The sequence below is a fragment of the Enterobacter cloacae complex sp. 394F7 genome, assembly GCF_057320385.1.
Map to the genome: position 1 here is coordinate 102280 of NZ_JBXWCS010000003.1, position 25438 is coordinate 127717.

Annotated in this window: 21 protein-coding genes; 15 read left to right on the forward strand and 6 right to left on the reverse strand. The window is 55.7% G+C overall.

From position 1 onward, the window contains the following. Positions 1 to 153: 153 nt before the first annotated feature. The 4 genes from AC2FAK_RS05355 to rlmM all read left to right on the forward strand — a co-directional run bounded on the left by AC2FAK_RS05355 (position 154) and on the right by rlmM (position 3176). Positions 154 to 381, forward strand: coding sequence for a YgdI/YgdR family lipoprotein (locus AC2FAK_RS05355; RefSeq protein ID WP_008499648.1), 228 nt, complete (start codon positions 154 to 156; stop codon positions 379 to 381). Between the two features lie 349 nt (positions 382 to 730). Then, positions 731 to 1648 (forward strand): glycine cleavage system transcriptional regulator GcvA, encoded by a 918-nt coding sequence (gene gcvA / locus AC2FAK_RS05360; protein WP_023622031.1) that lies wholly within the window; start codon positions 731 to 733, stop codon positions 1646 to 1648. 39 nt (positions 1649 to 1687) lie between these two features. Beyond that, a complete protein-coding gene (locus AC2FAK_RS05365; protein WP_003862756.1) occupies positions 1688 to 2083 on the forward strand; it encodes a DUF423 domain-containing protein in 396 nt (131 codons plus the stop codon). Then, positions 2076 to 3176, forward strand: a complete 1101-nt coding sequence (gene rlmM, locus AC2FAK_RS05370) for a 23S rRNA (cytidine(2498)-2'-O)-methyltransferase RlmM (protein WP_095455277.1) — start codon at positions 2076 to 2078, stop codon at positions 3174 to 3176. The genes AC2FAK_RS05365 and rlmM overlap by 8 nt, the downstream gene beginning before the upstream one ends. Before the next feature lie 42 nt (positions 3177 to 3218). On the opposite strand, the gene xni is transcribed toward rlmM, so the two are convergent. The 5 genes from xni to queF form a co-directional block, all read right to left on the reverse strand. After that, the gene (xni, locus tag AC2FAK_RS05375; protein ID WP_095455278.1) at positions 3219 to 3974 is read right to left on the reverse strand and encodes a flap endonuclease Xni; all 756 of its coding nucleotides are present in this window, start codon (positions 3972 to 3974) and stop codon (positions 3219 to 3221) included. 112 nt (positions 3975 to 4086) lie between these two features. Next, entirely contained in the window at positions 4087 to 5454 is a 1368-nt protein-coding gene (locus AC2FAK_RS05380; protein ID WP_020689323.1) for an L-serine ammonia-lyase, read from the reverse strand. Between the two features lie 65 nt (positions 5455 to 5519). After that, a complete protein-coding gene (locus AC2FAK_RS05385; RefSeq protein WP_013098531.1) occupies positions 5520 to 6815 on the reverse strand; it encodes an HAAAP family serine/threonine permease in 1296 nt (431 codons plus the stop codon). 511 nt (positions 6816 to 7326) lie between these two features. Further along, entirely contained in the window at positions 7327 to 8691 is a 1365-nt protein-coding gene (ppnN, locus tag AC2FAK_RS05390) for a nucleotide 5'-monophosphate nucleosidase PpnN (RefSeq protein ID WP_013098530.1), read from the reverse strand. A gap of 116 nt (positions 8692 to 8807) precedes the next feature. Next, on the reverse strand, positions 8808 to 9650 hold the full coding sequence (gene queF / locus AC2FAK_RS05395; RefSeq protein WP_013098529.1) for an NADPH-dependent 7-cyano-7-deazaguanine reductase QueF: 843 nt from the start codon (positions 9648 to 9650) through the stop codon (positions 8808 to 8810). 68 nt (positions 9651 to 9718) lie between these two features. Between queF and syd the strand changes: the two genes are divergently transcribed. The 8 genes from syd (at position 9719) to AC2FAK_RS05435 (ending at position 18068) form a co-directional block, all read left to right on the forward strand. After that, positions 9719 to 10264 (forward strand): SecY-interacting protein, encoded by a 546-nt coding sequence (gene syd / locus AC2FAK_RS05400; protein ID WP_023620564.1) that lies wholly within the window; start codon positions 9719 to 9721, stop codon positions 10262 to 10264. A 630-nt stretch (positions 10265 to 10894) separates the two neighbouring features. Then, positions 10895 to 11224, forward strand: coding sequence for a YqcC family protein (locus tag AC2FAK_RS05405; RefSeq protein ID WP_013098527.1), 330 nt, complete (start codon positions 10895 to 10897; stop codon positions 11222 to 11224). After that, positions 11221 to 12006, forward strand: a complete 786-nt coding sequence (gene truC, locus AC2FAK_RS05410; RefSeq protein WP_013098526.1) for a tRNA pseudouridine(65) synthase TruC — start codon at positions 11221 to 11223, stop codon at positions 12004 to 12006. The genes AC2FAK_RS05405 and truC overlap by 4 nt, the downstream gene beginning before the upstream one ends. 15 nt (positions 12007 to 12021) lie before the next feature. Further along, positions 12022 to 12468, forward strand: a complete 447-nt coding sequence (locus AC2FAK_RS05415) for a flavodoxin (protein ID WP_058680950.1) — start codon at positions 12022 to 12024, stop codon at positions 12466 to 12468. A gap of 334 nt (positions 12469 to 12802) precedes the next feature. Continuing rightward, positions 12803 to 14158: a galactarate/glucarate/glycerate transporter GudP gene (gene gudP, locus AC2FAK_RS05420; protein ID WP_013098524.1), complete on the forward strand. Its 1356-nt coding sequence runs from the start codon at positions 12803 to 12805 to the stop codon at positions 14156 to 14158. After that, positions 14158 to 15498: an enolase C-terminal domain-like protein gene (locus AC2FAK_RS05425; protein ID WP_058680949.1), complete on the forward strand. Its 1341-nt coding sequence runs from the start codon at positions 14158 to 14160 to the stop codon at positions 15496 to 15498. Before gudP ends, AC2FAK_RS05425 begins: the two co-directional genes overlap by 1 nt. Positions 15499 to 15513: 15 nt before the next feature. After that, positions 15514 to 16851: a glucarate dehydratase gene (gene gudD, locus AC2FAK_RS05430; protein ID WP_029882847.1), complete on the forward strand. Its 1338-nt coding sequence runs from the start codon at positions 15514 to 15516 to the stop codon at positions 16849 to 16851. Positions 16852 to 16928: 77 nt separating this feature from the next. Further along, complete coding sequence (locus AC2FAK_RS05435) at positions 16929 to 18068, forward strand: glycerate kinase (protein ID WP_095455279.1); 1140 nt, start codon at positions 16929 to 16931, stop codon at positions 18066 to 18068. Positions 18069 to 18138: 70 nt separating this feature from the next. On the opposite strand, the gene barA is transcribed toward AC2FAK_RS05435, so the two are convergent. Beyond that, positions 18139 to 20898, reverse strand: a complete 2760-nt coding sequence (gene barA, locus AC2FAK_RS05440) for a two-component sensor histidine kinase BarA (RefSeq protein ID WP_023620554.1) — start codon at positions 20896 to 20898, stop codon at positions 18139 to 18141. 57 nt (positions 20899 to 20955) lie between these two features. Here barA and rlmD point away from each other — a divergent pair, with 57 nt between their 5' ends. The 3 genes from rlmD (at position 20956) to mazG (ending at position 25395) form a co-directional block, all read left to right on the forward strand. Beyond that, positions 20956 to 22254 carry a 23S rRNA (uracil(1939)-C(5))-methyltransferase RlmD gene (gene rlmD, locus AC2FAK_RS05445; RefSeq protein WP_320736870.1) on the forward strand — a complete coding sequence of 433 codons (1299 nt, stop codon included), beginning with the start codon at positions 20956 to 20958 and terminating at the stop codon, positions 22252 to 22254. 51 nt (positions 22255 to 22305) lie between these two features. Continuing rightward, positions 22306 to 24537, forward strand: coding sequence for a GTP diphosphokinase (relA, locus tag AC2FAK_RS05450; RefSeq protein WP_013098518.1), 2232 nt, complete (start codon positions 22306 to 22308; stop codon positions 24535 to 24537). 66 nt (positions 24538 to 24603) lie between these two features. After that, on the forward strand, positions 24604 to 25395 hold the full coding sequence (mazG, locus tag AC2FAK_RS05455; protein ID WP_029883908.1) for a nucleoside triphosphate pyrophosphohydrolase: 792 nt from the start codon (positions 24604 to 24606) through the stop codon (positions 25393 to 25395). The last annotated feature ends 43 nt before the right edge of the window (positions 25396 to 25438 follow it).

The window sequence follows — 25438 nt, forward strand, 5'->3', positions numbered from 1 at the left end:
CAGCGGCAGGGCAAGGAGGTTGATATCTATCAGAATTGTCTGCTTATCCCAACGCCCCTGAAAAAGCAGGTTATGCTAAATAGTGTTAGGCGGATGTTTTAGCCTGTTATAAATCGAGGTTTGAATAGCATTAATTGCTAAAGGAGAAGAATCATGAATAAGACAGCTGCAATCATTTCTGCCTGTGCGTTTACTTTTGCCCTGAGCGCCTGTTCTGGTAACAACTACGTCATGCACACTAACGATGGTCGTTCCATTGTTTCGGAAGGGAAACCGACAACCGATAACGATACCGGGATGATTTCATACAAAGATGCTAACGGGAACAAGCAGCAGATCAACCGCACGGACGTGAAAGAGATGAAAGAGATCGAGCATTAACAGATCGCTAAGCAAAAAAAAGCACCGCAAATTGGCGGTGCTACATTAATCACTATGGACAGACAGGGTAAATGTACAGGAAGTGAAAAATTGGTAGCGTTGCTACCGTGGTCTGAATCGCAGACCAATTGCAAACACAACAACACAACATCACAACCGTAAGCCAAAAGCTCTTCAGAACACGCATTCCAAAAAAAGCTTCTCGTTCCGGCTCAGGAAGTGCCGCCACTATAGGTATTTGCTGGTAGTTCCTCAACGGACAAATTATAATGGCTCAGATAAAAAAAACTAATAGGTTAAACGTTGTTTCCTGTTTGTTAAATCTCGTTAACATCTAAGCCAGATAACCATGTCCAAGCGATTGCCACCCCTAAATGCATTACGTGTTTTTGATGCAGCAGCACGTCATCTAAGCTTCACCCGCGCAGCAGATGAGCTTTTTGTGACACAGGCCGCAGTAAGTCACCAAATCAAGTCCCTGGAGGATTTTCTGGGCCTCAAGCTGTTTCGCCGACGCAACCGTTCGCTGTTGCTGACGGAAGAGGGGCAGAGCTATTTTCAGGATATTAAAGAGATTTTTTCCCAGCTCACGGAAGCCACGCGCAAGCTGCAGGCCAGGAGTGCAAAAGGCGCACTGACGGTCAGTTTATTGCCCAGTTTTGCCATTCAGTGGCTGGTGCCCAGACTCTCAAGCTTTAACTCAGCTTATCCGGGAATTGATGTCAGGATCCAGGCGGTGGATCGTCAGGAAGACAAACTGGCGGACGATGTGGACGTTGCCATTTTTTATGGGCGTGGTAACTGGCCGGGCTTGCGTGTCGAGAAATTATACGCAGAATATCTGCTGCCAGTCTGTTCACCGCTGCTTTTGACAGGCGATAAAGCGTTAAAAACGCCCGCCGATCTGGCACAACATACGCTGTTACACGATGCTTCTCGCCGCGACTGGCAAACTTATACCCGTCAATTAGGTCTTAATCATATAAACGTGCAGCAGGGCCCCATCTTTAGCCACAGTGCGATGGTGCTACAGGCTGCCATTCACGGACAGGGCATTGCGTTGGCGAACAACGTCATGGCGCAGTCCGAAATTGAGGCCGGCCGTCTGGTTTGCCCTTTTAATGATGTACTGGTCAGCAAGAATGCGTTTTATCTGGTTTGTCATGACAGTCAGGCAGAACTGGGTAAAATAGCCGCTTTCCGGCAGTGGATACTGGCGAAAGCGGCGAGCGAGCAAGAAAAATTCCGCTTCAGGTATGAACAATAACTTTTGTGTGCCGGGCACGCATTACTTTAGGACTGAAACATGACCAGCCGATTCATGCTGATTTTTGCCGCGGTGAGTGGCTTTATTTTTGTTGCACTGGGCGCGTTTGGCGCACATGTCTTAAGCAAGTCTTTGGGCGTGGTGGAGATGGGCTGGATCCAGACCGGCCTTGAATACCAGGCGTTCCATACGCTGGCTATTTTTGGGCTGGCGGTAGCGATGCAGCGCCGCATCAGCATCTGGTTTTACTGGAGCAGCGTTTTCCTGGCGCTGGGTACGGTGCTGTTCAGCGGCAGCCTTTACTGCCTTGCGCTCTCGCATTTGCGCCTGTGGGCGTTTGTTACACCTGTCGGCGGCGTCAGCTTCCTGGCAGGGTGGGTATTAATGTTTATCGGAGCTATCCGTCTGAAACGCAAGGGCGTTGTTCATGAATAAGGTTGTTTTATATTGTCGCCCGGGGTTTGAGAAAGAGTGCGCCGCGGAAATTACGGATAAAGCGGCGAAGCGAGAAGTCTTCGGTTTTGCGCGCGTTAAGGATAATGCGGGCTATGTGGTGTTCGAATGCTACCAGCCTGACGATGCGGATAAGCTGGCACGCGAGCTGCCGTTCAGTTCACTGATCTTTGCGCGCCAGATTTTCGTCGCGGGTGATCTGCTGAAAGATCTCCCGCCAGAAGATCGCATCACCCCGATTGTGGGCATGCTGCAGGGCGTGGTCGAGAAGGGGGGCGATTTGCGCGTTGAAGTGGCCGACACCAACGAAAGCAAAGAGCTGATGAAGTTCTGCCGTAAGTTCACCGTACCGCTGCGCGCGGCGCTGCGTGATGCCGGCGTGCTGACAAACTACGAAACGCCAAAACGTCCGGTCGTGCATATCTTCTTTATTGCCCCGGGCTGCTGCTACGCCGGTTACTCTTATACCAACAACAACTCTCCGTTCTTTATGGGGATCCCACGCCTGAAGTTCCCGGCTGATGCGCCGAGCCGTTCAACCCTGAAGCTGGAAGAGGCGTTTCACGTCTTTATTCCGGCGGATGAGTGGGATGAGCGTCTGGCCAACGGCATGTACGCGGTCGATCTCGGTGCGTGTCCCGGTGGCTGGACCTATCAGCTGGTGAAACGCAACATGTGGGTGTCGTCTGTTGATAACGGCCCGATGGCGCAAAGCCTGATGGACACAGGGCAGGTCACCTGGCTGCGTGAAGACGGTTTCCGCTATCGTCCAACCCGCAATAACATCTCCTGGATGGTATGCGATATGGTGGAAAAACCAGCGAAAGTGGCGGCACTGATGGCCTCCTGGCTGGTGAATGGCTGGTGCCGTGAGACGATTTTTAACCTCAAGCTGCCAATGAAAAAGCGCTATGAGGAGGTCTCTCAGAACCTGGCCTATATTCAGCAGCAACTGGATGAACACGGCATTAACGTGGAGATCCAGGCGCGTCAGCTGTATCACGATCGCGAAGAGGTGACGGTGCATATTCGTCGCTGGTGGGCGGCCGTGGGCGGGCGTCGCGACGAGCGATAGGCCCCTCACCCTAACCCTCTCCTCAACGGGGAGAGGGGACTTTTAACGCTCTAATCTCAACTGCTGCAAATTCCCGTCCAGCTGTAAATCCGTCTGTAACGTCGCCACATCCCGGCAGATAAAGGCCATTTCTTTATGGGCCTCCAGCTTCTTACGCCATTTTTCCGGAACTTCATCGAGCCGGGCGTAGATCCCTTCCAGGTTCTGAAAATCCGTCAGCAGCTGTGCGGCGCTTTTAGGCCCAATACCGGCAACGCCCGGCACCTTGGAGCTGCTGATCCCCGCCAGCCCCCAGTAGTCAGGAAGTTGCTCAGGCGAGACGCCAAATTCACTGGCAATAAACGGGGCGTCGAGCCAGCGTTTCTGGAAGTAATCACGAATGCGGATAGTGGGTGAGAGCAGCTGGCAGTAGCCTTTATCCGTCGACACAATGGTTGCCTGATGTCTGGCGCTGGCCACTTTGACCGCAAGCGTCGCCGCGAGATCGTCCGCTTCATTGCCCTGGGCGCCCCAGCAGGGCACGCCGCGCTTTTCGAATGCCGAGCGAATCATCGGCATTTCTGCATGCAAATCGTCCGGCATGGGGGCGCGTCCGGCTTTATAGTCTGGCAAACGCTGATGTCGCCAGCCGGAATTACGCGCCTCGTCATCAAATACGGCCACGACATGCGTCGGTTCGCTGTGGCGAATAAGTTGCTCCAGCGCGTGCAAACAGCTGTCCTTACAGGGCGTGCCTTGCACTGCATGGATCCGGCGAATCAGGTTGAGCGCGTCGACGATAAGCAAATGAACAGCCACAGATAATCTCCCTTCTGTCTCATGAAGGAAGGGTAACACTGTCAGCGGTATGAAACTATGCGCGGCGGGGAAAACAGGAAGAAGCCTCGCAAAACGAGGCTTCCTGAGAGGCTTAATCGCAGGTCACGATCTTCATTGCCAGACCACCGCGAGAGGTTTCACGGTATTTGGCGTTCATATCTTTACCGGTTTCGTACATGGTTTCGATAACCTTATCGAGGCAGACGCGTGGCTCGCTGGTGCGGCGCAGCGCCATACGTGCGGCGTTCACTGCCTTCACGGAGGCAATCGCGTTACGTTCGATACACGGCACCTGAACCTGTCCGGCAACCGGGTCACAGGTCAGCCCCAGGTTATGCTCCATGCCGATTTCGGCGGCGATGCAAACCTGCGCCGGGCTTGCGCCTAATAGCTCTGCCAGACCCGCAGCGGCCATGGAACAGGCCACGCCCACTTCACCCTGACAGCCCACTTCCGCGCCGGAAATGGAGGCGTTCATCTTATACAGAGAACCAATCGCACTGGCGACCAGCAGGTAGCGCGCCAGCGAGTTGGCGTTCACTTCACGGATAAACTTGTCGTAGTACGCCAGTACGGCCGGAACGATACCGCAGGCGCCGTTGGTTGGCGCCGTGACCACGCGGCCCCCTGCGGCGTTCTCTTCGTTCACCGCCAGGGCGAACATGTTGATCCAGTCTACGACGGCCATTGGGTCGGTGGTCGTTTTATCGGTGCTCACCAGCATACGGCGCAGCGCGGCCGCACGACGCGGTACGCGAAGCTTACCGGGCAGAACGCCTTCGGTGGTGATCCCGCGTTCAATCCCGCCACGCATCACCTCCCAGACGTTAGCAAAGTGCTGTTCCAGCTCCGCTTTGCTGTGCAGGGCCAGCTCGTTTTTCATCATCAGACCGGAGAGGGAAAGCCCCGTCTCCTGACAGTGACGCTGGAGATCGGCCGCAGTTTTGTACGGATACGGCACGTCAACAGATGAGGTGCTGGTTTGACCAAAGTGGTCTTCGTCGACGATAAACCCGCCGCCGATAGAGTAATAGGTCTGGCTGTAAACCGCGGTGTCGCCGGCCAGCGCGGTAATGCGCATGCCGTTTTCGTGCAGCGACAGGTTGTCCGCATGGAAATTCATGCAATGGTCAACCGGGAATTCCACTTCGTGTTCGCCGTTTGCCAGCAGCAGGCGACCGTGGGTGTTTACGTCCTGGATGAAGCCAGGGATCGCATCAATATCAACGGTATCCGGCAGGTTTCCCGCCAGGCCCATGATAATGGCGATATCGGTATGGTGGCCTTTTCCGGTCAGGGAAAGCGAGCCGTACACATCGACAACCACGCGGGTGATGTCGTGCAAGATGCCGCGTGCAATCAAGTCATCCGTGAACTGCTTACCGGCTTTCATTGGTCCGACAGTGTGAGAGCTGGAAGGACCAATACCGATTTTGAAGATATCGAATACGCTAATCATGATGCGTCCATTGCTTTCAGTCAGAGAGGAAGGAGTGCGCCGTCCGGGGACGGCGCGGGTGATAATCAGAACATGGTGTACAGGGAGTAGAAGATCGCAGAGATAGCGATAAGCCCCATGATGACCACAAAGATGTTGCTCACATGACCGCTGTACTTACGCATAGCAGGGACTTTCTGAATTGCGTACATCGGCATCAGGAACAGAATCATCGCGATAACCGGACCGCCCAGGGTTTCAATCATGCCCAGGATGCTTGGGTTCAGCGTAGCAACGGCCCAGGTGGTAAGCAGCATGAACAGTGCAGTGATTTTGTTCAGCTTGCTGATTTCAATGCTCTTGCCTTTACCGCGCAGAGATTTGATCACCATACCGTTAAAACCTTCACGTGCGCCCAGGTAGTGGCCGAGGAAGGATTTGGTGATGGCGATAATGGCGATGATCGGTGCCATCCACGCAATAATCGGTGCGTTAAAGTGGTTCGCCAGGTAAGACAGAATGGAGATGTTCTGCTCTTTCGCTGCTGCCAGGTCCGCCGGGGAGAGGCTCAGTACGCAGCTGAAGACGAAGAACATTACGGTCAGCACCATCATGATGTGTGCACGTGCCAGGATGCTGGAGCACTTCTTCTCTGCGCCTGCGCCGTACTCTTCACGCTTCGCCACGGCGAAGGAAGAGATGATCGGGGAGTGGTTAAAGGAGAAGACCATTACCGGAATCGCCAGCCACAGGGTCATCATCAGGCCGTTACCGGTTGCAGATGCGCTGCTCAGGGAGAGGGTTTCCAGCGCCGCACCGTTCCACTGTGGGATCAGGTAGCAGGCCAGCACCATCAGTGCGGCAACAAACGGGAACACCAGAACGCTCATCGCTTTAACGATCATCTGCTCGCCGAAGCGCACGATGGTCATCATACCGACGATCAGGATCAGGGACAGAATGGCACGCGGTGGCGGCGTCATCTGCAGCTGGTGCGTCATGAAGCTTTCAACGGTGTTGGTGATCGCCACGCTGTAAACCAGCAGAATCGGGTAAATGGCGAAGAAGTAGAGCAGGGTAATCAGTTTCCCTGCGCCAACGCCGAAATGCTCTTCAACCACTTCGGTGATGTCTTCGCCCGGGTTTTTACCGGACAGCACGAAGCGGGTCAGACCGCGGTGTGCGAAGAAGGTCATCGGGAACGCGATGATGGCCATAATGATCAGCGGGATCAGACCGCCGACGCCTGCGTTGATAGGAAGGAACAGTACACCAGCGCCGATTGCTGTGCCGTAAAGGCCAAGCATCCACATGGTATCCGTTTTGCGCCAACCACTTCGGGATTCAATCGAAGCAACGGTGCTGGTTTGAGTGGTTTCCATCTGTATCTCCTGGAGGAAGCAAATTGTCAGGTTTGTAGTCAAATCCGATGAAAAAATGCCTGACGGTAATATGAAATTCGTTCAGTGACGGTTTTTTAATAATTTTCACCCGTAACTATTGGCGGGCGGAAAGATACATTCTACTTATGAATGTATCAGTGATCGCGATCCCAAATGCAATAATCCACTCATGATGTGGGTATATTTAGACCATTTCTCTGTTAAAAAAACATCAAAGAGAATTTACGGGCGCGAAGGCTACCATTAACAACATATGTCCGGAAAGAGCGGCCCCGAAGATAGGTGTCTTGCGCTGTAAAGATGGTGGGTTTTAGGATTTTCTGATGAGTAATTTGCTTTAAAGCTGATAATTTATGGTTTTAAAATCCAGGTAATCGTTTGCGTTGGCGTGCAGTTTATAAATTCTATAAGCGATAACTATGAATTGATGCGAAAAAAAGGCCGGGTAACGACAGAACGCGCCCCGGCCCTCAGAAGAACGATTAACGCCTTATGTGCAGATTTCGTAGCAAGGAATATAAGCCGAGCCCGGCAGCTTCATACGGTGTTGGGCGACAAAGCCCTGCAGCATGTCGTCCATGCGGCGCATCATCTCCGGGTCACCGTGGATCTTATACGGGCCAAACTGCTCAATGGCGCGGATCCCCACCTCTTTCACGTTACCCGCCACAATGCCCGAGAAGGCGCGTCGCAGGTCGGCGGCCAGCACTTCTACCGGCTGGTCAGGATAGAGTTTCAGGTTCGCCATATTCTCATGCGAAGGCTCGAACGGGATCTGCAGATCCGGCGCAATGCGGATTGACCAGTTAAAGCTGTAGGCATCACCGGTATCACGACGGTTCTCTTTCACCAGCGGCATCGCTTTTTTCATCTGACGCGCCACTTCTGCCGCATCGTCAATGATAATGCGATAGTGACGACGCGCGGCTTCACCCAGCGTATGCACGATAAACTCGTCCAGCACGCGGAAGTAGTCGGCACTCTCTTTCGGCCCGGTCAGGATCAGCGGCAGAACCTGATCTTTGTTGGCCGGGTTCATCAGGATCCCCAGCAGATAGAGCAGCTCCTCTGCCGTACCCACGCCGCCCGGGAAGATGATGATGCCGTGAGCGATACGGACAAACGCTTCCAGGCGCTTTTCGATATCCGGCATGATAATCAGCTCGTTGACCAGCGGGTTAGGTGGCTCAGCGGCGATGATCGACGGCTCGGTCATGCCGATAAAGCGGCCCTCTTTATAACGCTGCTGGGCATGACCCACGGCGGCACCTTTCATTGGCGCTTCCATCGCGCCTGGGCCACAGCCGGTGCAGATATTCAGCTCACGCAGACCAAGCTGGGTACCCACCCGACGGGCGTACAGGTATTCGGTTTCGTTAATGGAGTGACCGCCCCAGCAGACGACCATATTCGGTGCTTCGCCAACGTGCAGGGCACGGGCGTTACGCAGAATTGAAAACACCAGGTTGGTGATATGAACCGAGCTTTCCAGGTCAAGATGCTGGAAGCGGCCCGCGTTGTGGATCTGCCCGTTAACAAACAGGATGTCACGCAGCACGGCAAACAGGTTGGCCTGCAGGGAACGAATAATCCGCCCGTCGACGAAGGCCTCTTCCGGCGGGTTGATCACTTCAAGTTTCACGCCGCGCTCGCGGCGCAGCACGTTGATATCAAAGCTTTCGAAGCGGGATAACAGTTCTTTACTGTTGTCTGTCAGGCTTCCGGAGTTCAGTACGGCAAGTGAACAGTTACGAAACAGTTGATAAAGATCGCTGCTGGCCGTGCGTTTAAGCATGTCCACTTCCAGCTGCGACAACATATCCATTGAGCCAAGCGGGCTAATATGTGTAATCAAGTGAGCTCCTTATGGGACGATTATCGTCATTCCCTGCTGATTACAATAGCCCTGCCGCGTGACGTTTCACAACCTAAAGCGCTGCATTACCCGCGCATATTGTGAAAATATTTATATTACTGACGCACGAGTCGGCCCGTCGCAGGCACAAAATCGGTATTGGTGCGCCACGGGTTAATATCCAGCCCGCCACGACGGGTGTAGCGCGCGTACACGCTCAGCGTTTCTGGCTGGCAGAAGCGCTGAATATCGCTGAAGATGCGCTCCACGCACTGCTCGTGGAATTCGTTGTGATGGCGGAACGACACCAGATAGCGCAGCAGCTTTTCCCGGTCAATTTTGGGGCCGCGATACTGGATTTGCACAGAACCCCAGTCCGGCTGGTGGGTGATCAGGCAGTTGGACTTCAGCAGATGGCTGACCAGCGTCTCTTCCACAATCTTCCCGCTTGCCGCATTTTCCAGGTACCCGGCGCTGAACTCGTAGTTATCCACCTCGATATCCTGATCGTCGATGCAGGTGCCGTTAAAATGGGCGACAGGTTGCCCTTCCAGTTCATTCAGGCGATACAGCGCAACGGTCACGTTGCCCTGGGCGCAGGCGCGTAAATCACGCTCCAGCGTGTGCTGGACCTCTTCCAGGCTGGTGAATTTGGTCTGATTAAAACTGTTGAGATACAGCTTGAAGCTTTTGGATTCCACCAGGTTAAGGCTGGCATGATCCAGCTCAACCTGGCCTACCGCCACCTGCGGCAGACCGCGAGCATTCAGCCAGGAGAGCTCATACAGCGTCCAGATATCACCGCCGACAAACGGCAGCGCGTCTGCACGCAGCCCTAAAGGATCGCGGTTAAGGCTGCGCGGAACGCCCTGCAGCAGGCTGGCATCGTAGGTGTCGCGGTAATCGGTCGATTTACCCAGCGTTAAGCCACTTAACGCCTGATGATTTTCGTAAGACATGTTTCATAGTCACTTTACAGGTACACTTAGGGCTGAGTTTATCCTGTCTTACCAGAAGAGAGAAATCGGTGGATATCGAAACTGCAAATGCCCTTAAGACCTTCACGACCCGTTACTGCGACGCATGGCATGACACCCGGGGCACCTGGCCGCAAAGTGCTGATCTCTATGGTGTGCCTTCGCCCTGCATTATCTCTTCGGTGGACGACTACGTTATCTGGCAGCCGCAGCCCTGGTCTGTCGAGGAGAATGTAAATGCGGTTGAACGGGCAATGGACATTGTGGTACAACCAGCGGTTCACGCGTTCTACACCACGCAGTTTGCAGGGGATATGCCTGCCCGCTTTGGTGAGGTAACGCTGACGCTGTTGCAGACCTGGAGCGAAGACGATCTGCAGCGTGTTCAGGAAAACCTGATTGGTCATCTGGTCACGCAAAAACGCCTTAAGCTTTCTCCGACACTCTTTATTGCCACGCTGGGCAGTGAACTGGATGTTATTTCCGTCTGCAACCTGTCTGGTGAAGTGATCAAAGAGACAATCGGCACCCGCAATCGCGAGACCCTCGCCCCCTCACTTGCGGATTTCCTTACCCGACTTGAGCCGCTTCTGTAATCCATCATGCTACAGCGCGTGTGAGAGATCTCTTACACGGTTTGTGAGAGATCGCCGCAACGATCAGTATTACCTTACGTAATTAAGAAAAATATTATGATAATTATCAAAGGATTAATAAAATTCTGACGCAGCAAACCCGCTTTTCAGAGGCTGACAACGCTTACAGGGTGGGTTGTAAGACGAAGCGGAATAGCGGATTCTATCTCTGTCGACAGGACGCCGACACGAGAAACGAACATCAGGATGATGGCGCTTCTCACACAGGACACGTCAGGATGGCGCTGCAGGAAGGCTTCAGGATGAAGCAAAGGATCACGCAGGACGCGTAAGGGACACCTCCAGGAAGGAGAACGAGAGCCGCTCAGGATGATCGGTGGGTCAGGATGGCCAGGACGTTTCAGGATGAAACAGACACATCAGGACGATGTGTGCAGGATGCAAACAGTTAACGGATGAACAGGCCTTCGGGCTTCAGGAAAAGTTGTCACGGAAGAGCAGGGAGCATAAATTGTAGCTGGAATGCTGCGAAACGAACCGGGAGCACTGTTTTTACAGTGCTCCCTTTTTTTATTTCTGCTGCCTGCAATGCTATGCTGCGCGCCGTTCATTTTTTCAGTTGAGGTTACTATGACGCAACACGATAGCGTTCGTGCCCGGTTGCACGCCATCGAAGCTCTTTTGCGCCAACATCAGCTGTGGCAGGAGACCGCGCCGCAGCCAGAGGCGTTCGCAAGCACCCAGCCGTTCTGCCTGGATACGCTGGCACCGTTTGAGTGGCTCCAGTGGGTGTTAATTCCCCGTATGCATGCGCTGCTGGAAGGTGGACATCCGCTGCCGCAGGCGTTTGCGGTCTCGCCTTACTATGAAATGGCGCTGGAGGCCACCCACCCGGCGCGTGCTGTCATGCTGGCTGAGCTGGAAAAGCTGGATGCGCTGTTTGCCGGTGATGACGCATGACGCTTGAGATCCTCTATCAGGATGAGTGGCTGGTGGCAGTGAACAAACCGTCGGGATGGCTGGTGCACCGCAGCTGGCTGGATCGTGACGAGAAGGTGGTTGTGATGCAGACCGTGCGCGACCAGATTGGTCAGCATGTGTTTACCGCCCATCGCCTGGACAGACCCACCTCCGGTGTACTGCTGATGGGATTGTCCAGCGAAGCGGGTCGTCTGCTGGCGCAGCAGTTCGAGCAGCATCAGATCCAGAAACGCTACCACGCGATCGTGCGTGGCTGGCTGACAGAAGCCGCCACGCTCGACTATCCTCTGGTGGAAGAACTGGACAAAATCGCCGATAAATTTGCCCGTGATGACAAAGGTCCGCAACCTGCGGTAACCGAGTATCGCGGTATGGCGACCACCGAAATGCCGGTGGCAACCAGCAAATTTCCCACCACTCGCTACAGTCTGGTTGAGCTTTTGCCCAAAACCGGGCGTAAACACCAGCTCCGCCGACACCTGAAGCATTTGCGACATCCGATTATCGGTGACAGCAAGCATGGCGATCTGCGCCAGAACCGCAGTGCGGCTGAACATTTTGGTTGCGATCGTCTGATGCTGCACGCAAGCGAACTGAGCCTGACGCATCCGTTTACCGGCAAACCTCTGACGATCCATGCGGGGCTGGATGATGTCTGGATGCAGGCGCTGTCACAGTTTGGCTGGCTGGGGCAACTCCCCAAAAATGAAAGGGTTGAGTTTGTACCGGGCAACGTTCAGGATGAACGGCAAGCGCAATAATTTAGGGAACATATCATGGCTGAAGTAGGCATTTTTGTCGGCACAATGTACGGCAACTCGCTGCTGGTTGCGGAAGAGGCTGAAGCGATACTCGCAAGCCACGGGCATAAAGCCACGGTTTATGAAGACCCGGAGCTGGCAGACTGGGAAAAGTATAAAGATAAATACATTCTGGTGGTCACCTCCACCACCGGGCAGGGCGATCTGCCGGACAGCATCGTGCCGCTTTTCCAGGGCATTAAAGATATTGGCTACCAGCCGGACGTTCACTACGGCATCATCGCCCTGGGCGACAGCTCTTACGCCAATTTCTGCGGCGGCGGCAAGCAGTTCGACGCAATCCTGCAGGAACAGAGCGCCCAGCGCGTGGGCGACATGCTGCTGATTGACGCCGGAGAACACCCGGAACCCGAAAGCGAATCAAACCCGTGGGTTGAGAACTGGGCCACACTGCTTAAATAACATCCTGCCCGGCGGCGCTTCGCTTGCGAGGGCATGTGGGTTTTCCTGGCCGGGTCAGGCGTTGCCGCCACCCGGCGATAACTTCCGCACCAAACGCCAATTCCGTGAACCATCTTCCATTCTTTTAGGCTTTTGCCACAAACAACCTTTCTCATGCCCCTTAATGTTGTGTTTTTGCACGGTGAGAGAACGTGTCACTCCTTCATATACTTTCCCGGTCACAATAAAACGGCTTCAGGCCGTACCAAAACGACAAACACAAATCTCATTCTGATTACCCTACCGGTGCTGTACAGAGTGAACCAGGCGAAAGCTATGTTTCAGGAGTGCAACAATGAGTACATTAAGCCACGCGGCGAGCAGTGCGGAGAAGCGCACTAATGCTCGCTACTGGATAGTGGTGATGCTGTTTATCGTCACGTCCTTTAACTATGGTGACCGCGCCACGCTGTCGATTGCCGGCTCAGAAATGGCAAAAGACATTGGGCTTGATCCGGTTGGCATGGGGTATGTTTTCTCCGCATTTTCATGGGCCTATGTTATTGGTCAGATCCCGGGTGGCTGGCTGCTCGATCGTTTTGGATCCAAGCGCGTCTACTTCTGGTCCATCTTTATCTGGTCGATGTTTACCCTGTTGCAGGGCTTCGTCGATATCTTCAGCGGCTTCGGTATTATCGTCGCGCTCTTTACTCTCCGCTTCCTGGTGGGGTTAGCAGAAGCGCCATCCTTCCCGGGTAATAGCCGCATCGTGGCCGCCTGGTTCCCGGCGCAGGAGAGGGGAACGGCGGTGGCGATTTTTAACTCTGCCCAGTATTTCGCGACGGTGATCTTTGCGCCAATCATGGGCTGGCTGACGCATGAAGTGGGCTGGTCACACGTCTTCTTCTTCATGGGCGGATTGGGGATTGTCATCAGCTTTATCTGGCTGAAAGTGATCCACGAGCCGAACCAACATCCGGGCGTGAACAAGAAAGAGCTGGAGTACATTGCGGAAGGCGGGGCGCTGATCAACATGGATCAGAAAAGCCAAAAAGCAAAAGTTCCGTTGAGCCAGAAATGGGCGCAGATCAAGCAGCTTGTCGGTTCGCGCATGATGATTGGCATCTACCTGGGGCAGTATTGCATTAACGCCTTAACCTACTTCTTTATCACCTGGTTCCCGGTCTATCTGGTGCAGGCACGCGGTATGTCAATTCTGAAAGCGGGCTTTGTCGCCTCCGTACCGGCTATCTGCGGCTTTGTGGGGGGCGTACTGGGTGGGGTGATTTCCGACTGGCTGATGCGTCGTACCGGTTCGCTGAACATCGCCCGTAAAACGCCAATTGTGCTCGGCATGTTGCTTTCAATGACCATGGTGTTCTGTAACTACGTCAGCGCGGAGTGGATGATCATCGGCTTTATGGCGATGGCCTTCTTCGGGAAAGGGATTGGTGCGCTGGGCTGGGCAGTGATGGCGGATACCGCGCCAAAAGAGATCAGCGGCCTGAGCGGCGGTCTGTTTAACATGTTCGGCAACATCTCCGGGATTGTCACCCCGATTGCCATTGGCTACATCGTCGGGACCACGGGCTCATTCAACGGTGCGCTGATTTATGTGGGTGTGCACGCCCTGGTGGCGGTCCTGAGCTATCTGGTGCTGGTGGGTGATATCAAACGCATTGAACTCAAACCTGTAGCGGAGCGTGGCTGATGACAACACAATCGAGCCCGGTTATTACCGACATGAAGGTCATCCCGGTGGCCGGCCAGGACAGCATGCTGCTTAATATTGGCGGCGCGCATAACGCCTGGTTTACCCGCAATATCGTGGTGCTGACCGACAGCGCAGGGAACACCGGCGTTGGGGAAGCGCCGGGCGGTGAGGTGATTTTCCAGACGCTGTCAGACGCGATTCCGCAGGTGGTCGGCCAGGAGGTCGCCCGTCTCAATAAAGTGGTCCAGCGTGTTCACAAAGGCAACCAGTCGGCGGACTTTGACACCTTCGGCAAAGGCGCCTGGACGTTTGAGCTGCGCGTCAATGCCGTCGCCGCGCTGGAGGCCGCCCTGCTCGATTTGCTCGGTAAGGCGCTGAACGTTCCGGTCTGTGAACTGCTGGGGCCGGGCAAACAGCGTGACGCGGTGACGGTACTCGGCTATCTGTTTTATGTTGGCGATCGGCAAAAAACCGATCTGCCTTATCTGGCGCACTCGCCGGGCCACCATGAGTGGTATCACCTGCGTCACCAGGAGGCGCTCTCCAGTGACGCGGTGGTTCGGCTGGCCGAGGCGGCACAGGACCGCTACGGTTTTAAAGACTTCAAACTCAAAGGCGGGGTATTACCCGGCGAGCAGGAGATTGAAACCGCGCGTGCGCTCAAGAAACGTTTTCCGGATGCCCGCATTACCGTTGACCCTAACGGTGCCTGGCTGCTGGATGAGGCTATCGCCCTGTGCAAAGGGCTGGGCGATGTCCTGACCTACGCGGAAGATCCGGTTGGGGCTGAACAAGGCTTCTCGGGTCGCGAGGTGATGGCGGAATTCCGACGTGCCACCGGGCTACCGATCGCTACGAACATGATCGCCACCAACTGGCGTGAAATGGGCCATGCGGTCATGCTGAATGCGGTCGATATTCCGCTGGCAGACCCGCACTTCTGGACGCTTTCAGGCGCCGTGCGTGTGGCGCAGCTGTGTGATGACTGGGGGCTCACCTGGGGTTGTCACTCCAATAACCATTTCGATATTTCGCTGGCGATGTTTACCCACGTTGGCGCGGCGGCACCGGGTCACCCAACCGCTATCGACACACACTGGATTTGGCAGGAGGGTGAGGCCCGTCTGACGAAAAATCCGCTGGAAATTAAAAACGGCACCATCGCGGTACCGGATGCGCCGGGATTGGGCGTGGAGCTTGACTGGGATCAGGTCCACAAGGCGCATGAAGCGTATAAAAAACTGCCGGGCGGCGCGCGTAATGATGCCGGGCCGATGCAGTACCTGATCCCTGGCTGGACATTTGACCGTAAGCGCCCTGTTTTTGGACGTCACTGATAAAAGGATTGCACCATGAGCACTTTTACCACCCCTGTTGTTACTTCCATGCAGATCATTCCGGTTGCCGGCCATGACAGCATGCTGATGAACCTGAGCGGCGCACATGCGCCGTTTTTCACCCGCAATATTGTCATTATTAAAGATAACGCCGGGCATACCGGCGTGGGGGAAATCCCGGGCGGTGAGAAGATCCGCAAAACGCTTGAAGACGCCATCCCGCTGGTGGTGGGAAAAACGCTGGGCGAATATAAAAACGTCTTAAATACCGTGCGGAATACCTTTGCCGATCGCGATGCGGGTGGCCGTGGGCTGCAAACGTTTGATCTGCGCACCACCATCCACGTGGTGACCGGCATCGAAGCCGCCATGCTGGATCTGTTAGGTCAACACCTGGGGGTTAACGTTGCTTCCCTGCTGGGTGAGGGGCAGCAACGCAGCGAAGTGGAGATGTTGGGCTATCTGTTCTTTGTTGGTGACCGCAACCTGACGCCGTTGCCATACCAGAGCCAGCCGGACGAGCAATGTGACTGGTACCGACTCCGCCACGATGAAGCGATGACGCCGGATGCGGTGGTGCGCCTGGCGGAGGCCGCGTACGAAAAATATGGTTTTAATGATTTCAAACTGAAGGGCGGCGTGCTGGCCGGGGAAGAAGAGGCGGAAGCTATCTCAGCCCTGGCTAAACGATTCCCGCAGGCGCGCGTCACGCTGGATCCGAACGGGGCCTGGTCGCTTGATGAGGCGATCGCCATCGGCAAGCAGCTGAAAGGCGTGCTGGCCTACGCGGAGGATCCGTGCGGGGCAGAACAAGGTTTCTCTGGCCGTGAAGTGATGGCGGAGTTCCGCCGCGCCACGGGCTTACCTACCGCGACCAACATGATCGCCACCGACTGGCGTCAGATGGGGCACACTTTGTCCCTGCAGTCTGTCGATATTCCGCTGGCGGACCCGCATTTCTGGACTATGCAGGGCTCGGTACGCGTGGCGCAGATGTGCCATGAGTTCGGTCTGACCTGGGGCTCGCACTCCAATAACCACTTTGATATCTCGCTAGCGATGTTCACCCACGTGGCCGCTGCCGCGCCGGGCACGATTACCGCGATCGACACCCACTGGATCTGGCAGGAAGGCAATCAGCGCCTGACGAAAGCGCCGTTTGAAATCAAAGGGGGGATGGTGCAGGTCCCGTCCACACCGGGTCTGGGCGTGGAACTGGATATGGATCAGGTGATGAAAGCCCATGAGCTGTACCAGAAACATGGGCTGGGTGCGCGCGATGACGCGATGGCGATGCAGTATCTGATCCCAGAGTGGACATTCGACAATAAACGTCCGTGCATGGTACGATAAACGCATTGGGACCGCTCCCATGAGCGGTTCTTTACGTGGTGTATGCTTAACGTAACGACTATGCGTAAGGATGGCTTATGAAAATTGTTATCGCACCGGACTCGTATAAGGAAAGTTTGAGTGCGCTTGAGGTTGCGACAGCGATAGAGCAGGGTTTTCGCGAGATCTTTCCTGAGGCGGTTTACGTCAAACTGCCGGTCGCGGACGGCGGTGAAGGCACCGTCGAAGCGATGATCGCGGCAACGCAGGGACGCATTGTGCATGTTCCGGTGACCGGCCCTCTGGGCCATCGCGTGGAAGGGTTTTACGGGATATCCGGCGACGAGAAGAGCGCCTTTATCGAAATGGCGGCGGCCAGTGGTCTTGAGCTGGTTGCACCTTCGCAGCGCGATCCTCTGAAAACGACCTCCTGGGGCACGGGTGAACTTATCCGTCACGCGCTGGATGCGGGCGTTAAGCATATCATCATCGGCATCGGGGGCAGCGCCACCAATGATGGCGGTGCAGGAATGGTGCAGGCTCTGGGGGCCAGGCTGCTGGACGACCGTGAACAGCTGCTGGGGCAGGGCGGAGGCGAGCTGGGCAAACTTGCCCGTATCGATCTGAGCGGGCTGGACAAACGTCTGGCCGAGTGCCGCATAGAAGTGGCCTGCGATGTGACGAATCCGCTTACCGGTAAGCTGGGCGCATCAGCGGTTTTTGGCCCGCAAAAGGGGGCCACACCCGAGATGATCATCACTCTGGACAACGCGCTTGCGCACTATGCGCGGGTCATTGCCCGGGATCTTGATATGGATGTGCTCAACCTGGCGGGCGGCGGCGCGGCAGGTGGAATGGGGGCGGCGCTGTACGCCTTCTGCGGTGCGCAGCTGCGCCAGGGCATTGAGATCGTCACCGATGCGCTACATCTGGCTGACCAGATTGCCGATGCGGATTTGGTGATAACGGGTGAAGGTCGCATCGACAGCCAGACGATCCACGGCAAAGTGCCGGTTGGGGTGGCGAAGGTAGCCAAACGCTTCAACAAGCCGGTTGTCGGGATTGCAGGCAGTCTGACGGCGGACGTTGGCGTCGTGCACGATCACGGCATCGATGCGGTGTTTAGCGTGATTTACACTATCTGCTCGCTGGAAGATGCGCTGGAAAATGCCAGCGAAAACGTCAGGATGGCCGCAAGAAATATCGCGGCGGTACTGAAACTCGGGCAGGGGATGTAGTTCTTCCTCTCCCAGTGGGAGAGGGATGAGGGTGTAGGCCCGGTAAGCGTCGCGCCACCGGGCATTTACCTCAATTTCCTAACACCTTCATCGCTTCCCGCGTCACGTTATCCATCTCATCCAGCAGCTCAAGGAACTCCGGTTCCAGTTCAGATTCTGGTGTCCCTGCGCGTAGCTGCTGCTCCAGCAGCTGGCAGAGGTTTTTCAGGCGGGGCACGCCGCTGTAGCCACAGCTACCGTGCAGCTTGTGGATAGCCTGCAGCAGCTCCTCCGGGTTTTCGCCCACCAGCTGTTCTTCTACCTTATTGCGAATTTCCGGCAGAAACGCGACCAGCATCTGTAGCATCTCGCGGGCTAAATCAGGTTTCCCCGCCGCCTGGCGTAACGCAAGCTGCCAGTCAAAAGTGGCGTTCTGATTCACGCTAATCTCAACTGGTTCTGCTGATAAGGTATACGTACCGCCGATATGCCCCGGCTTATAGCGCAGCAGCAGGTTATGCAGTTTCTCTTCGTCGATAGGTTTCGCCAGATAATCATTCATTCCGGCACCGAGCAGCTTCTCTTTCTGCCCGGCCATCGCATGCGCGGTCACGGCAATGACCGGCGTTTGCTGTTGATGAGGTAGCTGGCGGATAAGCTCACAGGCGCGAATGCCATCCATACCCGGCATTTGAATATCCATCAGAATCAAATCGAACTGCATCTGTTTGGCCAGTTCAACCGCCTCAGCACCGCTTGTGCAGAGCTCGACATGCTGAACCTGATCCTCAAGCAGCACGCCAATCAGCTTCAGGTTTGCCGGATTATCATCTACCGCCATCACGCTCATCGGCAGCCTCTGCTCGTCATTAACCAGCGCCACGGCATGCTCATTCAGGCGGCAGTAGGCCGTCAGAGCAGGCAACAAGCGTGTGGCGGTGAGCGGTTTAAGCAGACAGGCGGCCGCCCCGTCGTTTTTCAACTCTTCGGCATTGATTTGCGCATGGCACGGCAGCGCCAGCAGCAGGTAGTCGGTCATTGATGCGGCTTTCGCCAGCCGTTCCTGCTGCATGGTGAGCTCCCCGGTAAAGGTGACCGGGATCCCCATCAGCAGGATGTCGTAATGCTCAACGGTAAGTGCAGAGAAGGTCGGGCTGTAGACCACCTCCAGCGGCGTGGTGCTTAAGATGTCCAGCGTGCACTGGGCAGCGGCGGCGTTCGGCTCCACGTAAGCGAGGCGCTTGCCTTTCAGGCAATCCGTCACCGGGCCGTCCGTCAGCACGTTCGGGTTGAGATCCAGGTTGATATGGAACCAGAACGTCGACCCCCGGTTTGGCTGGCTATGGAAAGAGATATCGCCACCCATCTCTTTAACCAGTTTTTGCGTGATAACCAGCCCCAGGCCCGTACCACCGTGACGCCGTGAAATACTCGCATCCGCCTGACGAAACGCCTGGAACAGACGGGATTGATCCCGTTCGGGAATGCCAATGCCGGTATCGCGGATCTGAACTTCAATCTGTACTTTGTTATTACTGATGGCACGTTTTTCCACCAGAATGTCGATGTTGCCACTTTCGGTAAATTTGATGGCATTACCGACAAGATTGGTAATGACCTGCTGCAGGCGCAGCGGATCGCCGATGACGTTATCCGGCACGTCGTTTTTAATGTTCAGCGTCAGCTCAAGCCCTTTGTCGTGCGACGAGTGCGCCAGTAGCGTAACCACCTCATCAAGCGTACTGCGCAGCGGGAACGGAATGCTCTCCAGAATCAGCTTGCCCGCCTCCAGTTTGGAGAAGTCCAGCACGTCATTAATGATCGCCAGCAGATTGTTGGCCGAGCGTTCAATGGTGTGCAGGTGATCGCGCTGGGTGGGGTTAAGCTCGCTCTTCAGGGTCAGGCGGGTAAAGCCAATCACGCCATTGAGCGGCGTACGCAGCTCGTGTGACATATTGGCAAGGAACTCCGATTTAATGCGGGCAGCCTCCTGGGCACGCTTTTTCGCCAGATCCAGCTCGACGTTCTGGATCTCCATCTGTTCCAGCGTTTCGCGCAGATCCGAAGTGGCCTGATCCACGTTATGCTGCATCTCTTCGTGATAGGCCGCCAGCGACATCGCCATCGAGTTGATGCCGTTTTTCAGCATGTCCAGTTCGCCCAGCATAAACCCTTCCACGCGGCTGTCGAGCTGGCCACGGCGAATGCGGTCAACGGTGTTGACCATATTGCGGATGGGCCCGGTCACATCGCGCATCAGTCGCCAGCCGAAGATAAGCGCAATACCGATACAGAACAGCATCATCACGCCGGAGATAAAAATCTCTTTGTACTGCTGCAGTCGCACCGACTTGAGGTCCAGCTCCAGCGCCACATATCCGAGCATATTGCTGCTGGACTTGGCATCGGATTGCGCGGACTCATCGGGGGAATAACTTTCCGAAATAATTGGCGTGCGCAGGATCATAATATCGCCCCGTCGCATCACCGTGAGATGGCGCGGGAACGGCGAACCGTCAGGAATTTTTAACGCTGCCGGATCAAGATGAAAATTAGAGGTGACGAACAGCCGGTTATGCTCGTCATAGACGGAGATCGCACGCACAATATCCGAGTGGCGGCGATGCAACACACTGATTAACTGACCAATCGATTCGCGGTTTTGCAGGTTCATCCCGTATTCGCTGGACACGGCCAGGGGTTCGATGATGCTGGCTCCGGCATCTTCCAGCTGTCGCTGCAGGTCGTTATAGCGGTGCACAACGAAGAAGATGCTCAGCAGCAAACCGATGAGAACGGTGGGGGCGAGGATCAAAATCATCATGCGCGCGCGCAGGCTGTAGTTGGTCATGGCGTTCCGTTATGGGACAATTAAGATAATTATGTATATTTGAGAAAATTCCCGGCGATGGCGCAATTCTACTCTGCAAAGCGACGCGTGACGACGCGTCAGATCATCACTGTTGAAGCCACGGACCTTGACCCTTTTGGTCAGGGCGTCGCGCATCACAATGGTAAGACACTGTTTATAACAGGTTTGCTGCCCACAGAACGAGCAGAAATTACGCTGACGGAAGATAAACGCCAGTACGCACGCGGGAAGGTGAAGCGCCGTCTGACCACCAGCCCGGAGCGCACAGAGCCACGCTGCCCGCATTTTGGCGTCTGCGGAGGCTGCCAGCAACAACATGCCAGCGTAGTTTTACAGCAAAAAAGTAAGAGTAATGCCCTGGCACGCCTGCTCAGGCATGACGTTGACGACATCATTGCCGACCAGCCCTGGGGCTATCGTCGTCGCGCGCGGCTGAGCCTAAGCTATCAGCCCAAAAACGAGCGGCTGGAGATGGGGTTTCGCAAAGCGGGCTCCAGCGATATCGTCGATATCAGGCAGTGCCCCATTTTGGTGCCCCGTCTTGAGGCATTGCTCCCGGACGTGCACGCATGCCTGTCCGGGCTGGACAGTGTTCGCCACCTCGGGCATGTGGAACTGGTCCTGGCAAACAATGGTCCGCTGATGGTGCTGCGCCATACCGCGCCGCTGTCCAAAAAAGACCGCGAAAAACTGGAACGCTTTTCGCATTCCCACGAGCTGGCGCTTTTTCTCGCCCCACAAAGCGAGATACTGGAGCAGGTTACAGGTGACGCGCCCTGGTATGCGTCAAACGGACTACGCTTAACGTTCAGTCCGCGGGATTTCATCCAGGTTAATGACGGTATTAATCAGCAGATGATCGAAACCGTGCTGACGTGGCTGGATGTCCAGCCGACCGACCGCGTGCTTGATCTCTTCTGCGGCATGGGCAATTTCACGCTGCCGCTGGCCCGTAAAGCGGCGAGTGTTGTGGGGGTAGAAGGCGTCGACGCGCTGGTGGCGAAAGGCCAGGAGAATGCGCAACAGAACGGCTTGCAAAATGTGACATTCTTTCATCAAAATCTGGAGGAAGATGTCACGCAGCAGCCCTGGGCAAAACAGGGTTTTGACAAAATCCTGCTCGACCCGGCACGGGCAGGCGCACCGGGCGTGATGCAGCATATAATTAAACTCGCCCCGAAACGCGTGGTCTACGTTTCCTGTAACCCGGCAACGCTTGCCCGGGATAGCGAGGCATTACTCAGCGCGGGTTACCAGATTCAGCGTCTGGCAATGCTGGACATGTTCCCGCACACTGGGCATCTGGAATCAATGGTGTTGTTCGAGCACATCTAATTAGTTTGGCTTGTCGACTTCGACAGGCCCTGGTCCCTAAAGGAGAGGACGATGGTTGCGGTAAGAAGTGCACATCTTAATAAAGCTGGTGAGTTTGACCCTCAAAAATGGATCGCAAGTCTGGGAATTTCCAGCCAGCAGTCGTGTGAACGCTTAACCGAAACCTGGGCCTATTGTCAGCGCACCACGCTGGGGCATCCGGACGCCGAGCTGCTGCTGTGGCGCGGCGTGGAGATGGTCGAAATCTTATCCATGCTTAATATGGATATCGAAACACTGCAGGCCGCGCTTCTGTTCCCGCTTGCCGATGCGGACGTCGTCACGGAAGACGTGCTGCGTGAAAGCGTCGGAAAATCGGTCGTGGCGCTGATCCACGGTGTCCGCGATATGGCGGCCATTCGTCAGCTCAAAGCCGCGCACACCGATTCCGTCTCCTCTGAACAGGTCGATAATGTTCGCCGGATGCTGCTGGCCATGGTGGATGATTTCCGCTGCGTGGTGATCAAGCTTGCCGAGCGTATCGCCCACCTGCGTGAAGTGAAGGACGCGCCGGAAGATGAGCGCGTACTCGCCGCCAAAGAGTGTACAAACATCTATGCGCCGCTGGCGAACCGCTTAGGCATTGGTCAGCTCAAATGGGAGCTGGAAGACTACTGCTTCCGTTATCTGCACCCGGCGGAATATAAGCGCATAGCGAAACTGCTGCATGAACGCCGTATCGACCGCGAACACTATATTGAAGAATTTGTCAGCGGGTTGCGCCAGTCGATGAAGGAAGAGAACGTCCGTGCCGAAGTGTACGGTCGGCCAAAGCATATCTACAGCATCTGGCGCAAAATGCAGAAGAAACACCTCGCCTTTGACGAGCTGTTCGACGTGCGTGCCGTGCGTATTGTGGCGGAGCGTCTGCAGGACTGCTACGCCGCACTGGGGATCGTGCACACGCACTTCCGCCATCTGCCGGATGAGTTCGATGACTATGTCGCCAACCCGAAACCTAACGGCTACCAGTCTATTCATACCGTGGTGCTGGGCCCCGGCGGTAAAACGGTTGAAATTCAGATCCGTACCAAACAGATGCACGAAGACGCCGAGCTGGGTGTCGCCGCGCACTGGAAATACAAAGAGGGCACCTCGGGCGGAGCGCGCACCGGTCACGAAGACCGCATTGCCTGGCTGCGTAAGCTGATTGCGTGGCAGGAAGAAATGGCCGACTCCGGCGAGATGCTCGACGAAGTGCGCAGCCAGGTCTTCGACGACCGGGTGTACGTCTTTACGCCGAAAGGGGACGTTGTCGACCTGCCTGCCGGGTCAACGCCGCTCGACTTTGCCTATCACATCCACAGCGATGTCGGGCACCGCTGCATTGGCGCGAAAATCGGCGGGCGCATTGTACCGTTCACCTACCAGCTGCAGATGGGCGATCAGATCGAAATCATCACCCAGAAGCAGCCAAACCCGAGCCGCGACTGGCTGAACCCGAACCTGGGGTATGTCACCACCAGCCGCGGACGCTCCAAAATTCACGCCTGGTTCCGTAAACAGGATCGTGACAAGAACATCCTTGCCGGTCGCCAGATCCTGGATGACGAGCTGGAGCATATTGGCATCAGCCTGAAAGAGGCGGAGAAGTTCCTGCTGCCGCGCTACAACTTTAATGAGCTCGATGAGCTGTTAGCGGCCATTGGCGGCGGCGATATTCGTCTCAACCAGATGGTGAATTTCCTGCAGGCGCAGTTCAACAAGCCAAGTGCGGCAGAGCAGGATGCGGCGGCGCTGAAACAGCTGCAGCAGAAAACCTACGCTCCGCAGCAGCGCAGCAAAGACAATGGCCGCGTGGTGGTGGAAGGCGTCGGCAATCTGATGCACCACATCGCCCGCTGCTGCCAGCCTATCCCGGGGGACGACATCGTCGGCTTTATCACCCAGGGGCGCGGGATTTCGATTCACCGCTCAGACTGTGACCAGCTTGCTGAGCTGCAGTCGCATGCGCCGGAACGCATCGTTGAAGCCGTCTGGGGTGAAAGCTACTCTGCCGGCTACTCGCTGGTGGTGCGCGTCACCGCCAACGACCGCAGCGGTCTGCTGCGCGACATTACGACCATTCTTGCCAATGAGAAGGTCAACGTGCTGGGCGTTGCCAGCCGCAGCGATACCCGCGAGCAGCTTGCCACCATCGATATGACCATCGAAATCTACAACCTGCAGGTGCTGGGCCGCGTGCTTGGCAAACTGAACCAGGTCCCGGATGTGATTGACGCGCGTCGTCTCCACGGCGGTTAAACATCCTCTTCTGTAAGCCGGGTAAGGCAACGCCGCCACCCGGCATTTTTTCATCAGGACAGTACTATGACTCAAATCGACCGCCTGCTCGGCATCATGAAACGCCTGCGCGACCCGGAAAACGGCTGCCCGTGGGATAAAGAGCAGACTTTCGCGACTATCGCCCCGTACACCCTCGAAGAGACCTATGAAGTACTGGACGCCATTTCACGTGAGGACTTTGACGACCTGCGCGGCGAACTCGGTGACCTGCTGTTCCAGGTGGTGTTCTATGCGCAGATGGCGCAGGAAGAGGGGCGCTTTAATTTTGACGATATCTGCGCCGCCATTAGCGACAAGCTTGAGCGCCGCCATCCGCATATCTTTGGCGATGCCACGGCGGGCAACAGCGCGGAAGTGCTGGCGCGCTGGGAGCAGATTAAAAGCGCCGAGCGGGCTGAAAAATCCCAACACTCCGCGCTGGATGACATCCCGCTGAGTCTGCCCGCCCTGATGCGTGCCCATAAGATCCAGAAACGCTGCTCGGCAGTGGGGTTTGACTGGCACTCGCTTGGCCCGGTACTGGACAAAGTCCATGAAGAAATCGACGAAGTGATGCACGAAGCGCAGCAGGCCGTGGTGGATGAAGCAAAGCTTGAAGAAGAGATGGGCGATTTGCTGTTTGCCACCGTCAACCTTTCGCGCCACCTGGGTGTAAAAGCGGAAACGGCCCTGCAAAAAGCCAACCTTAAGTTCGAACGACGCTTTCGCGAAGTCGAGCGCATTGTGGCCTCGCGCGGCCTGGAAATGACCGGAATTGACCTCGATGTGATGGAAGAAGTCTGGCAGGAAGTAAAACGCCAGGAATCTGATCTCTAACGGAATTTTGCGATCAAGCGCAATTTGTGTGATTTTTTAAATG

Excerpts from the sequence above, each read along its gene's own strand:
- AC2FAK_RS05355 (WP_008499648.1), top strand. The coding sequence starts at position 154 with ATGAATAAGACAGCTGCAATCATTTCTGCCTGTGCGTTTACTTTTGCC.
- gcvA (WP_023622031.1), top strand. The coding sequence starts at position 731 with ATGTCCAAGCGATTGCCACCCCTAAATGCATTACGTGTTTTTGATGCA.
- AC2FAK_RS05365 (WP_003862756.1), top strand. The coding sequence starts at position 1,688 with ATGACCAGCCGATTCATGCTGATTTTTGCCGCGGTGAGTGGCTTTATT.
- rlmM (WP_095455277.1), top strand. The coding sequence starts at position 2,076 with ATGAATAAGGTTGTTTTATATTGTCGCCCGGGGTTTGAGAAAGAGTGC.
- AC2FAK_RS05380 (WP_020689323.1), bottom strand. The coding sequence starts at position 5,454 with ATGATTAGCGTATTCGATATCTTCAAAATCGGTATTGGTCCTTCCAGC.
- AC2FAK_RS05385 (WP_013098531.1), bottom strand. The coding sequence starts at position 6,815 with ATGGAAACCACTCAAACCAGCACCGTTGCTTCGATTGAATCCCGAAGT.
- queF (WP_013098529.1), bottom strand. The coding sequence starts at position 9,650 with ATGTCTTACGAAAATCATCAGGCGTTAAGTGGCTTAACGCTGGGTAAA.
- AC2FAK_RS05405 (WP_013098527.1), top strand. The coding sequence starts at position 10,895 with ATGACGCAACACGATAGCGTTCGTGCCCGGTTGCACGCCATCGAAGCT.
- truC (WP_013098526.1), top strand. The coding sequence starts at position 11,221 with ATGACGCTTGAGATCCTCTATCAGGATGAGTGGCTGGTGGCAGTGAAC.
- AC2FAK_RS05415 (WP_058680950.1), top strand. The coding sequence starts at position 12,022 with ATGGCTGAAGTAGGCATTTTTGTCGGCACAATGTACGGCAACTCGCTG.
- gudP (WP_013098524.1), top strand. The coding sequence starts at position 12,803 with ATGAGTACATTAAGCCACGCGGCGAGCAGTGCGGAGAAGCGCACTAAT.
- AC2FAK_RS05425 (WP_058680949.1), top strand. The coding sequence starts at position 14,158 with ATGACAACACAATCGAGCCCGGTTATTACCGACATGAAGGTCATCCCG.
- gudD (WP_029882847.1), top strand. The coding sequence starts at position 15,514 with ATGAGCACTTTTACCACCCCTGTTGTTACTTCCATGCAGATCATTCCG.
- AC2FAK_RS05435 (WP_095455279.1), top strand. The coding sequence starts at position 16,929 with ATGAAAATTGTTATCGCACCGGACTCGTATAAGGAAAGTTTGAGTGCG.
- barA (WP_023620554.1), bottom strand. The coding sequence starts at position 20,898 with ATGACCAACTACAGCCTGCGCGCGCGCATGATGATTTTGATCCTCGCC.
- rlmD (WP_320736870.1), top strand. The coding sequence starts at position 20,956 with ATGGCGCAATTCTACTCTGCAAAGCGACGCGTGACGACGCGTCAGATC.
- relA (WP_013098518.1), top strand. The coding sequence starts at position 22,306 with ATGGTTGCGGTAAGAAGTGCACATCTTAATAAAGCTGGTGAGTTTGAC.
- mazG (WP_029883908.1), top strand. The coding sequence starts at position 24,604 with ATGACTCAAATCGACCGCCTGCTCGGCATCATGAAACGCCTGCGCGAC.